The sequence below is a fragment of the Streptosporangium heterodermiicola genome (assembly GCF_051390675.1).
Classification (GTDB): Bacteria; Actinomycetota; Actinomycetes; order Streptosporangiales; family Streptosporangiaceae; genus Streptosporangium.
On the sequence record NZ_JBPJSR010000005.1, the window covers coordinates 280,305 to 294,246 of the forward strand.

Here is a 13,942-nt window from a genome sequence, read left to right on the forward strand (position 1 = left end):
GGGTCGATATCATGCCGACACGGTATGACCTGGGAAAACTGCTACGGCTGGTGCCAATGTGACACCAGCCGTAGAGGGTGAGGATGGGACCGGAGGGTCAGTCGCAGTTGGGGGCGCAGAGCCTGCGCTTCATGCCCTCCAGGAAGAACTTCCTGACCTCCAGGATGTCCTTGGCGATGTACGCGTCACCGGCCGTCGCCTTGGCCAGGGCGTCCATCTGGCGCTTGCCCTTGGGGGCGTCGGGGCCGAAGGCGATGATCAGGACGCTGACCGGCTTCTCCGGGTCGAACCGGTCCTTGAGACGCTTCAGGATCTGCGGGTTGGTGATCCCGCCGTCCGGGTCGTCGTTCCCGGCGCCGTCGGTGAGGATCAGCACTGTGTTGATCTTGTCGCTCTGGTACTCGTCGGTCATCTGCTCGTAGGCGGCGGCGAGGGTGTCGTTGAGCCCGGTGTCGCCGGTCGACTTCGCCTGGGCCGTGACCAGCCTCTGGTTGATCACGTCCCTGCGCAGGGCGCCGTTCATGTCCGCGGTGAGCGGGCCGACCGGGACCGTCTCGCGGTAGTCGACCCCCTGGCCGTTCAGGTGGGTGGAGAACTCCCACAGTCCCATTTCGCTCTTGGCGGGGAAGAGCTTCATGCCCTCGACGGCGATCCTGCTGATCGCCTGCATCCGGGTCAGCCCGGTGCCGGGCACCGGGAGGGCCATGGTGCCCGAGACGTCCAGCAGGGTGAGGAGCCTCGTGCCCAGCTTGATCCGGGACCAGGTCTGGGACATGCTCGCGACGGTCTTGCCGTCGGGCGGCTCGATCGCCTGGGGGGCCTTGGCCTGGAAACCGGCGGAACCGGAGATCGCCTTGCCGCCCTTGCCGTCCGGGGTGCGGAACCCCTGGTCCTGCAGCGTCTTCCTGGACGCCTCGCTGCCGAGCTCCTCGCGGAACGCCTCGGCGGCCTTGCGCACGGCGGCGTCCTCGGTGGTGACCACCACCGGGTAGTCGAGGTTGATGGTCCCCTCGGCCGGATAGAGCGGCACGGCGGGGACCTCGGGCTTCTTGGCCTTGTTGAACGCCCAGATCCCCTGCTCGGAGGAGATGCCCAGCGGGGCCTTGCTGCCCTTGACGCCGAGGCTGGACAGCAGCGCGTCCTGGTCGCGGACCGTCGACGTCGACCCCGACAGGCTCTTGAGCGCGCCGACCAGCTGCTCCTCGCCCGCACCCGAGGCCCTGGCCACCCCGGCGGCGGCCAGGAGCGCGCCGAGCCCGGCGGCGTTGAGCGAGGGATCCAGTACGAGGACGCGCACCTTGCGGCCGGGGCCGTCCACGTTGGCCACGTTGGCGGCGTTGATCATGCCGCCCCAGCTGGCCTCGCCGAAGCTCTTCCTCAGGTTCGGCACCACCGAGCCGGAGGCCACCATGACGATGGGGGAGCGGGCGACGGACGCGCCCGCCTCGGGCACCTCCTGGTCCCTGGCCCGCAGGTTCGTCACCCACAGCTTCGAGTCCGGGATCCACATGTCCATCGCGGCGGCCTCGCCACCGCCGAAGGAGGAGGCCACGGTCGCCGAGACACCCTTGGTCACCGTGACCGTGGCGCACCTGCCGTCGACGTCGTGGGCGGCCTTGTTGAAGCGCTCGGCGATCTGGGACAGGGCGGGCTGGATGTCCGGGGAGGCGGTGATCCGTACGGGGAGCGCCTCGCCCCCGCACGCCCCGGCGCCGCGGTCACGGTTGATGACCACGAACGCGGCGACGCCGAGCAGCACGGCGAGGGCGACGGACCCGGCCAGCGGGACCAGCACCTTGCCCCGTCCCCCGCGCCTGCGTCTGGGCTGCGGTTCCTTGTACGGGGTGTAGCCGTCCTCGAGTTCATCCGTCCGGTGACGTCCGCCCACGATGTCCTCTTTGGTGTCGATGTCCTGGAGCTAGCGGGTCACCCTATCGGGAGGTAGACCGCAATATTCACGGAACTGTACTTGGAATGGTTACTGGGGCAAAAAACGCATTTCGGTACTGCTGTTACTGCATGTGTCGATCATGGAGCCCTGCGTCCGCGAGGGCGACCGGCGACCGGCCACGGCGAAGATCACCTGGTCGGGCCGCGGAAACCACGGAAGATCGGCGACGGGGACACGGAGAGCCGGTGGCCGACGAGACCGGACGGCCGACGACGGGAAAAGGCGATCGGTGGCGGCGGGCGGGGAAGGCGACCGGTGGCGGCGGGCCGGGATAGGTGATCGGTGGGGAGAGGGTGATCAGTGGCAGCAGGACTGCCCGCGCCACGCCCTGAGGCCCTCGCGCGCCGCCACCGCCGCCAGCGGGACCGCCATCGCCGGATCGGCCCACCACCACCCGGCGGAGTTCAGCGCGAGCCCCGCCAGCACCCCCGCCGCGAGCAGGGCGCACAGGAGGTTCTGCGTCCCCCCAGGGTGGCCAGGGACAGCGCGCGGGCCCTGCGGGCGTCGCGCAGCCACTCGGCGCCCGGCGGCGCCAGCACGATCTGGTCGGTCACGACGGCCTCCGGGTGCCCGCTCGACGGCGTTCGGTAATCTATCCATCACAGAGTGTCGGAAGGCGGGAAAGCGGCAAGGCTCCACGCGACGACAACGGCGTGCCCTCACGAGGCCGCCGTGTCGCAAGATTGACCTGTCCAGCAGATCGTCGGAGGGAAATCCGTGCCGTTCACGCCCAGTCACGTCGCGGCCGTGCTGCCGTTGATCTCCTCGGAGCGGATACGCCGGTTCCTCGACCCCTGGGCCCTCGCCCTGGGCGCCATGGTGCCCGACCTGCCGATCTTCTTCCCGTTCCTGCCCGACTACATGATCTGGCACTCCGTCACGGGCGTCCTCACGATCGACCCGTTCGCCGTCGTGGTGCTGCTCGCCGTCTTCCACCTGGTGCTCCGCGACCCGCTGACCGCGCTCCTGCCTCCCACCCTCGCCGGGCGCGCCGCCTCGCTGACCCCCGGCATGTACGGGTTGCGGCGGCTGCCCGCCGTGATCGCCGGAGGTGTCGTGGGCGCCCTCACCCACAAGCTCTGGGACTCCTTCACCCACTCGTACAGCTCGGCCCTGTGGGGCTGGAGCTGGCTGGACATCCGGGTGGCGGGGGTGATCTCCCTGTTCCGCCTGCTGCAGTACACCTCCACCGTGATCGGCCTGGCGGTCGTCCTCTGGTGGGCCTGGCGCGGGCTGGCCGGGATGGAGCCTCGGCCGGTGCCCGAGCGGCTGCTCCTGCCCGCGGGTAAGCGGGTCGCCGTGCTCCTGGCCACCGCCGTGTCGATCCCGCTGGGCGCGGTCGCCTGGGCGGTCGCCTTCCCCTCGGGCAGCAGGGTCGAGCTCGTGACGAGGCTGGGCGCGGGAGTGGTCGTCGGCTGCTCCGCGATGCTGCTCGTCTACGCGCTGACATGGCAGCTCAGGCGGGTCATGGCAGTATTCGAGGGTGCCTGAAGCCATCGACCCCCACCTGGCCGACTACGCCAACCTGCGCGACGTCGAGCTGCGCAAGAGCATGGAGGCCGAGCACGGCCTCTTCGTCGCCGAGGGGGAGAAGGTCATCCGCCGCGCCGTCGCGGCGGGCTACCCCGTGCGCTCGGTCCTCCTCACGTCCCGCTGGGCCGCCCCCCTCGCCGACCTCCTCGGCTCGCTCGGCGACCGGGTCCACGTCGTGGACGACACCGTCATGGAGGACGTCACCGGCTTCCAGGTCCACCGGGGCGCCCTCGCCGCCATGGAACGCCTCCCGCTTCCCGAGGTGACGGACCTCCTGTCGGGGCACGGGACACGAAGCGCTCCCGTCGGTCACGTGGCACGGTCAGGTGCCTCTGCCACGCGAAGTGCTTTCGCCGAGAACAAGGCGCGGTCAGGCGGCGAACTCGGGACGGGCCACTCCGCCGCGCGAAGCGCTCCCGTCGGGCATGTGGCGCCCCGGCGCGTCCTGGTCCTCGAAGACCTCGTCGACCACGGCAACGTCGGCGCCATCTTCCGCTGCGCCGCCGCCCTGGGCGTGGAGGCGGTCATCCTCTCGCCGCGCTGCGCCGACCCTCTCTACCGGCGCTCGGTGAAGGTCTCGATGGGCGCGGTCTTCGCGATCCCGTATGCCCGGATGACCGACTGGTACGCGGGCCTGGCCGAGCTGCGCGGGGCGGGCTTCCAGACGCTCGCCCTCACCCCGGACCAGTCCGCCACTCCCATGGACAGAGTCACCATGGCCGATCGGGTGGCCCTGCTCCTCGGTTCGGAGGGGGACGGGCTCTCCTCCCGCTGGCTGCGCGAAGCCGACGATGCGGTGTGCATCCCGATGAGCCCAGCCGCGATGGGCCTGGGCGTCGACTCCCTCAACGTGGTGGCCGCCGCCGCCATCGCCTGCCATGGACTCATGCGCGCGGGGTGAGCTATTAGGGCGGGGTCGACTTCTCATGAATCCGCGAGTGCCCGCATCGGCGGACGAACCGAACGAGCACTTCCCGATGTCATTGTCCTATCCAGTTGTCCTACCCATCGGACGACGGGGCGGTGAGCTCACACCAGACCGTCTTGCCGGACTCCGCCAGCCGCACCCCCCAGCGATCGGCGCACGCGTCGACGATCAGAAGCCCTCGCCCCGTCTCCTCCTCGGAACCCGGCTCCCGCCATATCGGCAGGGTGGTCCTGTCACAATCGCGGACCTCGATCCTGAGCGTTCCGACCGTGTATGTCAGCAGCACCTTCACGGACGCGCCACCCGCACGGGCGTGCCTGACCGCGTTGGCCGTCAGCTCAGTGACAAGGAGATCGGCCCGCTCCTGGAAGTGCGTGATCTCCCATTGGGTGAGTGCCTGCCGTACCAGCATGCGTGCCATGGGGGCCGACGCCGGAACCGGGGACAAGGTGAATACCCGCGACAGGTCATCGCTCGTGTACGTAGGGTGGCGACTGGTCATAGCTCAGCAGAAGACATCCCCGCGCCCTCTCGTTCCACAGCACAACGGTGCGGAAACGACGCATCGATGTCGCGTTGAGCCTGATGAGCTGCGCGAAGGAGAGGAACACTCCAGGAGGAACTCCTGACAGTCCTACGGCCTCACGGGAGGAGCGAAGCATGCCGACCAGACGACAACGGCTTACACAACGGCGCAAATCGCTGGGTTTCTCGCAGGAGAGCTTCGCGCACGCCGTTGGGGTCGAACGCTCGACCGTCGTGCGGTGGGAACTCGGCGAGACCGAACCGCGCCCGTGGCAACGTCCCAAACTCGCGGTGATCCTCAAGGTCTCCCTGGAAGAACTCGAAGGCATCCTCTCCAGCTACATGGATGGCGCAGCAGGGCTGGATCGACTCGAATTCGTATTGCGAAATCCCGTAGCCGTCGACCTCGTGGCGGTCGCCCACCTGGCGCAGGAGGTGCAGCGCCTCACCGCCGAGTACGACACCGCGCTCTCCGCCTCGCTGCTCGCCGCCGCAGGTCAGTGCCACAGTCACCTGTCCCTGCTGCGGAACCACGCACCGAATCGGCGGATCCGGCGCGAGCTGTGCGTCTCGATAGCCGAATCGGCGACGCTGATGGGACAACTCGTCTGGGATGCCTCGCAGAGACGCGACCACGCTGTTTCGGCGCGCTATTTCGATCAGGCGGTGAGCGCCGCCAGAGAAGCCGGGGATCCCGTTCTGGAAGCTCACGCTCATCTGCGCAAAGGATTCGTGGCGTTGTACGGGACCAAGGAACTCAAGGAAGGGCTGAGGCTCTGTCACGAGACGGCGATCGTCGGTGAATCGGCGAGCCAGGTGCTCGTGGGCCTGGGGTTCCTGCACGTCGGTGAGGCGCACGCCATGCTCGGCGAACGCCGCGACTGCGAGAGGGCACTGGGAGCGGCGGGGGAGGCCTTCGCCCGGATCCGCGACGATGACGAGGCCGTTCACATGTTCTCGTTCTCTCAGTTCGACCGCATGGCCGGATCCTGCTACCTGTTTCTCGGGGTGCACGACAGAGCCGAGAAGATCCTCGCCAGAACCGCGCGAGAGCTCGTCCAGTGGAAGAAGTCCCGTTCCATCGTGCTGGGAAATCTCACGCTGGCCCACATCCGTCAGGGAAAGCCGGAGGAAGCCTGCGGCACGCTCCACGAGGCGATCGACCTCGTGGAGGCAACGCGAGGTGGCGGCGGGCTGAATATCGTCTTCACCGCCGGACGTGAACTGTCCCCCTGGAGGCATGAGCCGTGGGCGCGGGAAATCAGCGACCGTCTCTTCGCGCTCATGGCAGCGTGAGAGGTAGGAGACATGAGCCTTGACGAGGACAAGCGGGCCGTCCGCGAGCGTGTGTGGTCCGCTCTGATCGAGGCGGGGATCTCGACCCCTGACGCTTATGGCTACATCCCCGACTTCGTGGGCTCCGACAGGGCCGCCGAGTTACTTGCCGCGACTCCTCCGTGGCGGAAGGCGCGAACGGTGAAGGCCAACCCGGATATCGCCCAGCTTCCCGTACGGGCGAGTGCGCTCACCGATGGCAAGGTCCTTTACATGGCGGTTCCGAAACTTGCCACGATCGAGCCCTTTTATCTCATCGACCCGGCGCGCTCCACACTGCCTCCGGCTCAGGCGGCATCGAGCAAGGTCGCGTTAGAGGCCAGCCCCAGGGTGGGGATCGAGGAGATGTGCCCGATCGACCTGGTGGTCTGCGGAACCGTCGCGGTCAACCGGGAGGGTGTCCGGCTCGGCAAGGGAGCGGGCTACTCCGACATCGAGGTGGCACTACTCGTCGAGGCGGGCCTGGTGAGCGACCGGACAGTGATCGTGACCACCGTCCATTCGCTTCAGGTGCTCGACGAGCCTCTCCCCAGGGGCGCGCACGACTTCAGGGTGGATCTCATCGTCACGGAGAAGGATGTCATCGCCTGTCCGCCTCATCGTCGGCCCAGCGGTCTGATCTGGTCCGGTATGCCCGCAGAAAAGATAGCCGCGATTCCTCTCCTGAAAGCACGAGCCAAGAACAGCATCAGCCCTGGGGATACGCCTAAGCGGCTAAAAGAAAATCCCGTGAGCGGCGTTGGCGAGATTCGCTAGTCCGTCTTGCTCTCGCTGACGTTCGTGATTGATCCATTCTTTTCCTTCAGCGGCAACGCCTTCGAGGATGTGCAAGGTGTTTCCTAGTCCTGCGGCGTCGAGTGTCACCTGCGACACAGTTCGTGTGTCCTCTCCCGGTTCGACGATATCCGGTGGAGGTCCGGTCACCTCGACCTTGATCGGATGGCCGTTCACGAGTGTCAGTTCGAAAGTTCTGTGGCCGTCGTCGGCTTCGGTGACCTGAACCGCAGCAACTGCGTCGTATCGATAGTTGATCCGCCCCCGATCATGGAAAGCAGCCTTCTCGAAGTCGAGGTCGACGGTTATCTGCCGTACGCCGTCCACAGTGAGCAGGAAGATCAACAGTTTGTACCTCGAATAGCGCCAAGGGCCCTTTCGGACTCGCGCCCGCTTGTAGTACGTGGCGGGCGCTTCGATGAAGGCATGGGCGATGACATCACGCGGAGCCAGCTTGTAGTGCCGCATCGCCTCTTCCATCAATGCCTTGCGGTCGCAGTCCAGCCAGTGAGCCATCTCGAGATCGCCGGGCTTGTCTGCAAGCTTGCGTGTCCACCGTTGGAAGGCCGACTCGCGATCGGCCAGCAGTTGTTTGGCTTCTTCCTGTTCGACGGCGAATCGCTTGTGCTCCATGATTATGCGTAACCAGTCGCCGACAGCGATCCGGCCACTCCCCAAGGCAACGACCGTGGCAGCCGCGACACTGAACGGTCTGACGTGCAGCCCACCCCAGATCGTGATCGCTCCGCCCACAGCCAGTGCGGCGGCTCCCAGGATGAACAACGCCTTCGTAGACGTGGGGACTCTCAACTGGTCGCGGTACTCCCAGAGGGTGCCCGCCTGCCATCGCGTTTTCACATCGCTGACGAGATACCTGGTGAGCCAGGCGACTCGTTTGGCGTCGATTCTGCTCTCCCGGTACAGGTCGACGACTTCATCACGCAGAGTCTGGCGAACGCCAGCTGTACGAGCGAGCCACTCCGTCCTGTCCGTGCTTCGCGGGACATACCTTGCGAAATAGTCGTTGAACTGTCGGTCGATCTTATTCGCGAACCCATGTTGCGAGGTAGAGGTCGGACGCTGCCCCACGGCCAGGTACTCCTTGTCCTTGGCTTGGCGGCGCTCGATCCGGAACCGCCACTCCACGCCGCTTCGCGCCCACGTGTAGCAGCCGGTGACGAAGAGCAGCAGGGCTGGGGCTGCCGATGACCAGGCGTGCTGCCATGACAGGGCGCCGATGAAGCAGGCGGACGCCAGCGACAGGATCGTAGTCGTGATAGACCGAATCCAGGCGCCGGTCGTGGTTACGGCCGGTCGCGGCCATCGCACCCGTGCCGGGATCGGTTCTGGCTGGAAGAACTTCCAGACCCGTTGCAAGCGTCGGCCCTCGCATCGATCTTTCCTTGCCGAGTCGAACGCCCGAGCCCAGAGACCGTCTTGGACAGGACCGTTCAGAAACATCTCGAGATTCCGGAGAATCTCGTCTCGCTGGCTGATGTCCAATCCTCTGAGCTCCTCGTCGATGGCAGGAGAATCAACGTCCCCCTTCTCAAGAGACACCAGGAGGCGATTGATCACCTTGATCGCCCTGCTCCACCGATCGTCGGCTCCTCCGACGACCTTCCCCTGTACGAAAAGCAACGGAGAAAGGTCTTCCTTCGGTACCTGCTGCAGCGTCCGGCCACTCAGCAGGGCGAGCAGCAGATAGAAACAGGAGCGGCTCGTCACGTAGCCGTCAACCACAGCTTCGCCGATGTACTCCCGCGCCTTCGTTGGCATACCGCCGTGTAGATAACGGACACCCACCTCGAACTTTTCCTGGGGTGAGGCATGGGGGGGAACCTGGTACACATTGACATCTCCGTGTATGGTCTCCGCCTGAACGCCGACGGTGGCCGAGTCCTCCGCGATGTTGGTTGAGATGGCGCCTGGGATGCTCATAAGACGCCTCGGACCGCCGCGATGATTGACGTCACCTTCGATGCCAGATCAACCACATCCATCAGCAGACCGCGCAGCCTCTTAAGCGCGATCATTGCCCTGTTCCTGCCCTTCTCGGTGCTCGCCGACAGAGACTCGGTTGCGACGATGATTTCTTCCTCTGCTGCGGCGAACGTGGCTTCGTCCACTTCCCCCGCCGTTCGCGCCCTTCCGAGCCTGTCGCGGAGTTCTACGAGCTGTGCCGCCACATCGAGTACAGCCTCAGGCGGCTGTCCGATCGAGACATTGCCGTAGATGCGCCCAGCTTGTACACCCACTCGCGCGTTGCCGCTGGCGACGTTTTTAATGCTCTCGGTCACCGGTTTACCTCCCGCCTTTCCTGCCGTATCGGCAGATCGACCGTGGTTTGATTCCAGAGCCAGCTCTTCGGCGAGGGCGGTGGCGAACGCCGCAGCGTTCGCTACCGCCCTCGCCTGCCAGTTCGCGCCATCGGTGGCCACTTTGGTACCGTCGGCCCGGTCGCTGATGCCGCGTATCACGACCATCGGCAGTGATCTGTTCAGATGGGCGGCTTGTGCCACACCAGCGGCTTCCATCTCGATAGCCAATGCATCGTTGTAGGTTTGACGAACCCACTGGGCATGCGCGGAGATCGCAGAGTCCTGCACAACCTCGCCGGCCGCGATCGGCCCGAAGCGCACCTTTGGGATGGCTACGCCGTCGGCGAGGCGCCGTGTCCAGGCACCGCTTCGGGCGAGGTGACGCGCGATCTGATCTGGCTCGTGCGAGATCTCCCAAGCGCGGGGGCGCGCCTTGAATCCGTCGTCCTCGCTGGTACCACCGTGGTAGGCATAGACGTGGGTCGCGACCACCACATCGCCTAAGCCGATGTCGGGCCATAGAGCGCCGGCAACGCCTACGAACAGCAAGGCGAACGGGTTGAACTCGGTGATCGCCCGCTCGGCGAGCACTGCGGCGGGCTGGTTTCCCTTGCCGACCAGCCCCAAAACCACTTGGCACCCGCCGTCCGGGAGCTGGCCGACCTCGAAACGCGTACCGGCCCGATGACGATGCATTCGCAGTCCGGTCAGGTTCTTTCGAACGGCCTGGTACTCCAAATCCAGTGCCGTGAGGATCACAATGGGATGCTCGTTCATAAGTGCACGCCTCCTTCGGGCACGCTCTGGACCGACGGACTGTCAAGGTCTTCAGACACGGCTTGAGCCGAGCGGATCATCGGGGGGTACAGCACTTGGACCGGACCTGCTCTGAAGAGCCGAGCAGGGCGACCGGTCTCCGTTCGGCGCGTAGGGCCGTTTGCAACGATGAAACCGCGCGCGTTCTGAACCTTGCGGTAGAAATTCCGGGGATCAAGCCGGACCCCCCACACAGCCTCGTATACCTGTTGAAGTTCTGAGATGGTGAAGGTCTCGCCGCAGAACGCCGTCGCGAGTGCTGAATGCTCAAGCTTGACGCGTGCGCGTTCGATGCCATCTGCAATGATCTGCCCGTGGTCGAACGCCAGCTCCGCGGGTGAGGATAAAGCGTGCTCTACCGGTTTCCAGGAGGCACTGGTGGCGTCCGTACCTGAGATGGGTTCCGGCAAGCGTGGTGCGATTGCCAGGTGGGCGACCGACACCACACGGCCGCGAGGATCACGCCCCGGTTTGCCGTACACCCCTAGTGTCTCCAGATGTGGCACGTCATCCAGGCCCGCCTCTTCGGACAATTCCCGACGCGCTGCCACCGCGATGTCCTCATCCTGGTTGTGGAGAAAACCTCCCGGCAAAGCGAGTGAGCCGCGATAGGGCTCGACACCACGTTCGACGAGCAGCACGTGCAGGCGCGCACCGCGCAAAGTCAAGATCACCAGGTCGACCGCAAGCAGAACACTCGGCGGCTCCCATTGGTCGTCGTTCATGGATACACGGTAGCTTTTTGTCAGACTGACAGGAAGTCCTGGAGGGGGGCGACTTTCAGCACGACAGATGGCCCAGGCTTGATAAGTCCTGGGATGCGGAGGTAGCGGGCGGAGCCGTCAGCTCTTGCTTGGCCGTGTACGGTATGCAAGAAGGCGGACACAGAAAGCCCTGGAGAACGGCGATCGCTCACGATTGAGTCGCCCGGTGAGGCCTCGTTCTCCGTTCAGTGCGCTATGCCATCTGTCCTGTCCGCCAACCAGCGTTCCGTCGGCCGCTGGCTAGCGTCGACTGCGGACTGCTGTCGACAAGATCGTGGAGATGATCGATCTACGACAGATGCGAGTGCAGGTCCCTGATGCCTATGATCCACACGGGCGATGCCATCTCTTGATGGCCCCCCTTCTCCTGGTCAAGGCGATAACCGTGTTTGGTGCGGTTTCAGGTGGCGATTTGGCACACAAATAGCTGATTGCTCTCGACAGGCGAGAATTCCATCACCCCTGGAATACTGCGGGGCGGCGCGCGTCCACCTCGATCTCGATTCTCATCCGGGGGTCGGCGAGGCCGCACACGAGCATCGTCGCGGCCGGGCGGACCTCGCCGAAGCGGCGGTGCAGGGTCGGCCAGCAGGGCTCGAAGTCCGCCCGGTCGGGCAGCATGTACCGCACCCGGACGACGTCGGTGAACGAGCAGCCCGCCTCGGCCAGCGCCGCTTCGATGTTGCGCAGACACTGCTCGGCCTGCTCGACCACGTCGTCGGAGATCGTCATGGTCGCGTAGTCGTAGCCGGTCGTCCCGGACACGTGGACCCGGTCGCCGTCGACCACCGCCCGCGCGTATCCGATCTGTTCCTCGAAGGTCGAACCGCTCAGGATCGCGAACCGCTCGGTCATGCGGAAAACGGTAGCAACCAGCGCCCGCTACCACCGAGGCCGGAACGACCGAGGAGTCGTCGCCGGATCGTCAGGGCCGTGGCAGGGAGAGGAGATAGTCCGGCCAGTTGCCGTGGTGGCTGATGTCGGGGGCCCGCTCGATGGCGTACGGCTCGCAGAGGAAGCCGTGCACCGCGCGGCCGTCGGTGAGCTGGACCGTGCCGAGGCCGAGAGGCGGGGCGGTCTGCGTCAGCAGGACGCCGAGTGCCGACGGGCTCAGCTCGTACAGCTCCACCTCCACCTGGACGCCGCCGGAGGTCGAACGGACCAGCCCGGGGAGGGGGAGATCACCGCTGTTCAGGGCGTAGAGGCGATAGAGGGGGGCCGTCAGGGCGGTTCCCAGGCCGGTGGCACCGAGGGAGGTGAGCCGGTCGTGCAACGGCTGGCCCGAGCGGTGCGCGCCGACCACGGCGAGCACCACTCGCGCCTCGGGGGCGGGGGCGGGGGTGAGGGCGGGGAGCACGGCCGCTCCCGCTTCCGGGGGGTGCGGGGCCACCGGTCGAGCGTCCGGTACAGAGGTGGTCGCCGGTCGCGTGTCCGGGACGGGGATCGGGGGACCGCCGGTCAGGGCGTGGAAGGCGGCGCCGAGACCGGCGAGGAGTTCGTCGGAGCCCGCCGGTCCCAGGAAGGTGACGCCGTGCGGGCGGCCGGCGGTCGTCGTTCCCGCGGGCACGGAGATCCCGGCCAGGTCGAGGAGGTTGGTGAAGGTGGTGTAGTGGCCGAGGATCGCGTTGCGCTCGATCGGGCTTTCGAGCATCTCCGCGACCGTGAAGGTGGTGGGCACGGTCGGGACCGCGAGGACGTCCATCGAGGCCCACGCCCGCCGGGTCTCCGCGTCCAGCGCGCGCAGGCGGTAGAGCCCCTCGAAGGCGTCCACCGCGCTGAGCGCTCCGCCGCCGGACAGCACCTTCAGGGTGACCGGGTGGACCTCGCCGGGGTTGCGGGTCACGAAGTCGCCGACCGCGGCGAGCCGTTCGGCGAGCCACGGACCCTCGTAGAGCAGCCGTCCCGCGGCGAGGAACGGGTCGAGGTCGACGGGGACGAGCGTGTGGCCGAGGCCGCTGAGCCGTTCCGCCGCCTCCGCGAAGGCCGCCTCGGCGGCGGTGTCGCCGAAGAACTCCGGGTCGCGCGGCACCCCGACGCGCAGGGAGTACGCGGCGGGCGGCACCTGGCCGGGGACGGGGAGTTCCCGTGACCAGGGGTCGGCGGGTTCGAAGGCCGCGATGGCGGACAGGACGGCCAGGCCGTCGGCGGCCGAGCGGGCGAAGACGCTCGGGCAGTCCAGGGACGCGCACGCGGGCACCACGCCGAGCGTGCTGACGAGGCCCCGGCTCGGCTTGACCCCGACGGTGCCGGTGAGCGCGGCGGGCACCCGGCCGGACCCGGCCGTGTCGGTGCCGACGGCGAACGAGACCAGGTCCGCGGCCACCGCCACCGCCGAGCCCGAGCTGGACCCGCCGGAGATCAGGCCCGGGAGCAGCGGTGACTCGCACGCGCCGTACGGGCTGCGGGTGCCCGACAGGCCGGTGGCGAACTGGTCCAGGTTCGTCTTGCCGACGAGGAGGGCGCCCGCCGCGAGCAGCCGTTCCACCAGCGGCGCGCCGCGTTCCGGGACGTAGGAGTAGGCGGGGCAGGCCGCGGTGGTGGGCAGCCCGGCGACGTCCACGTTGTCCTTGACCGCGAACGGGACGCCGTAGAGCGGCGGCCGGGTGTCCGGGTCCGGCCAGCGGCGGGCCAGCTCGGCCGCGTCGCCGAGCAGGTCCGCCGCCGGGCGCAGGGTGATCCACACGTGGTCGTCACCCCGCGCCGCGATCCGCGCGAGCACTTCCCTCGCGACGTCGGTGGGGTCGGCGGTCCCGGAGCGGTAGAGGCCGGAGAGACTCTCCAGGTCCAGGTGGAGCGGGCTCTCCAGGGTGGGCATGCTGTCCGGATCAGGCGGAGGGTGCATGTGCCTTTCCTGTTTGTGTGCTTGTGGGTGCGTGGTTCCCGACGTCACGTGCTCTCTGTAGTCGACACGGAGGCGCGGATCGGTTCGTGAGGGGCGTCGGTGTGCGGGTGTGCCCCGCGAGCGGGTGTCGGCGGGGGCCAGTCGGCTCGCGGG

The 13,942-nt window shown here is 67.1% G+C and carries 12 protein-coding genes; 4 read left to right on the plus strand and 8 right to left on the minus strand.

The window, feature by feature from the left end:
- Positions 1 to 97: 97 nt before the first annotated feature.
- Together ACSC1Q_RS13590 and ACSC1Q_RS13595 are read right to left on the minus strand one after the other, a co-directional pair.
- Positions 98 to 1,888: a substrate-binding and VWA domain-containing protein gene (locus tag ACSC1Q_RS13590; protein WP_436759044.1), complete on the minus strand. Its 1,791-nt coding sequence runs from the start codon at positions 1,886 to 1,888 to the stop codon at positions 98 to 100.
- Positions 1,889 to 2,355: 467 nt separating this feature from the next.
- Complete coding sequence (locus ACSC1Q_RS13595; protein ID WP_436759045.1) at positions 2,356 to 2,505, minus strand: hypothetical protein; 150 nt, start codon at positions 2,503 to 2,505, stop codon at positions 2,356 to 2,358.
- 163 nt (positions 2,506 to 2,668) lie between these two features.
- Here ACSC1Q_RS13595 and ACSC1Q_RS13600 point away from each other — a divergent pair, with 163 nt between their 5' ends.
- Positions 2,669 to 3,442, plus strand: coding sequence for a DUF4184 family protein (locus tag ACSC1Q_RS13600; protein WP_436759046.1), 774 nt, complete (start codon positions 2,669 to 2,671; stop codon positions 3,440 to 3,442).
- Complete coding sequence (locus ACSC1Q_RS13605) at positions 3,435 to 4,385, plus strand: TrmH family RNA methyltransferase (RefSeq protein WP_436759047.1); 951 nt, start codon at positions 3,435 to 3,437, stop codon at positions 4,383 to 4,385. The genes ACSC1Q_RS13600 and ACSC1Q_RS13605 overlap by 8 nt, the downstream gene beginning before the upstream one ends.
- A gap of 100 nt (positions 4,386 to 4,485) precedes the next feature.
- Here ACSC1Q_RS13605 and ACSC1Q_RS13610 read toward each other — a convergent pair whose 3' ends face one another.
- A complete protein-coding gene (locus ACSC1Q_RS13610) occupies positions 4,486 to 4,914 on the minus strand; it encodes an ATP-binding protein (protein WP_436759048.1) in 429 nt (142 codons plus the stop codon).
- Positions 4,915 to 5,072: 158 nt separating this feature from the next.
- Between ACSC1Q_RS13610 and ACSC1Q_RS13615 the strand changes: the two genes are divergently transcribed.
- Both ACSC1Q_RS13615 and ACSC1Q_RS13620 read left to right on the plus strand, forming a co-directional pair.
- Positions 5,073 to 6,233, plus strand: coding sequence for a helix-turn-helix transcriptional regulator (locus ACSC1Q_RS13615; RefSeq protein ID WP_436759049.1), 1,161 nt, complete (start codon positions 5,073 to 5,075; stop codon positions 6,231 to 6,233).
- Between the two features lie 12 nt (positions 6,234 to 6,245).
- Positions 6,246 to 7,028 carry a 5-formyltetrahydrofolate cyclo-ligase gene (locus tag ACSC1Q_RS13620; protein WP_436759050.1) on the plus strand — a complete coding sequence of 261 codons (783 nt, stop codon included), beginning with the start codon at positions 6,246 to 6,248 and terminating at the stop codon, positions 7,026 to 7,028.
- On the opposite strand, the gene ACSC1Q_RS13625 is transcribed toward ACSC1Q_RS13620, so the two are convergent.
- The 5 genes from ACSC1Q_RS13625 to atzF all read right to left on the minus strand — a co-directional run bounded on the left by ACSC1Q_RS13625 (position 6,987) and on the right by atzF (position 13,789).
- Complete coding sequence (locus ACSC1Q_RS13625; protein ID WP_436759051.1) at positions 6,987 to 8,987, minus strand: hypothetical protein; 2,001 nt, start codon at positions 8,985 to 8,987, stop codon at positions 6,987 to 6,989. The genes ACSC1Q_RS13620 and ACSC1Q_RS13625 overlap by 42 nt on opposite strands.
- On the minus strand, positions 8,984 to 10,144 hold the full coding sequence (locus tag ACSC1Q_RS13630) for a 5'-methylthioadenosine/S-adenosylhomocysteine nucleosidase (RefSeq protein ID WP_436759052.1): 1,161 nt from the start codon (positions 10,142 to 10,144) through the stop codon (positions 8,984 to 8,986). The genes ACSC1Q_RS13625 and ACSC1Q_RS13630 overlap by 4 nt, the downstream gene beginning before the upstream one ends.
- Positions 10,141 to 10,908: an NUDIX hydrolase gene (locus ACSC1Q_RS13635; protein WP_436759053.1), complete on the minus strand. Its 768-nt coding sequence runs from the start codon at positions 10,906 to 10,908 to the stop codon at positions 10,141 to 10,143. The genes ACSC1Q_RS13630 and ACSC1Q_RS13635 overlap by 4 nt, the downstream gene beginning before the upstream one ends.
- Positions 10,909 to 11,403: 495 nt before the next feature.
- On the minus strand, positions 11,404 to 11,802 hold the full coding sequence (locus ACSC1Q_RS13640; RefSeq protein WP_436759054.1) for a RidA family protein: 399 nt from the start codon (positions 11,800 to 11,802) through the stop codon (positions 11,404 to 11,406).
- Positions 11,803 to 11,872: 70 nt separating this feature from the next.
- Positions 11,873 to 13,789 (minus strand): allophanate hydrolase, encoded by a 1,917-nt coding sequence (gene atzF, locus ACSC1Q_RS13645; RefSeq protein WP_436759055.1) that lies wholly within the window; start codon positions 13,787 to 13,789, stop codon positions 11,873 to 11,875.
- Between the last annotated feature and the right edge of the window lie 153 nt (positions 13,790 to 13,942).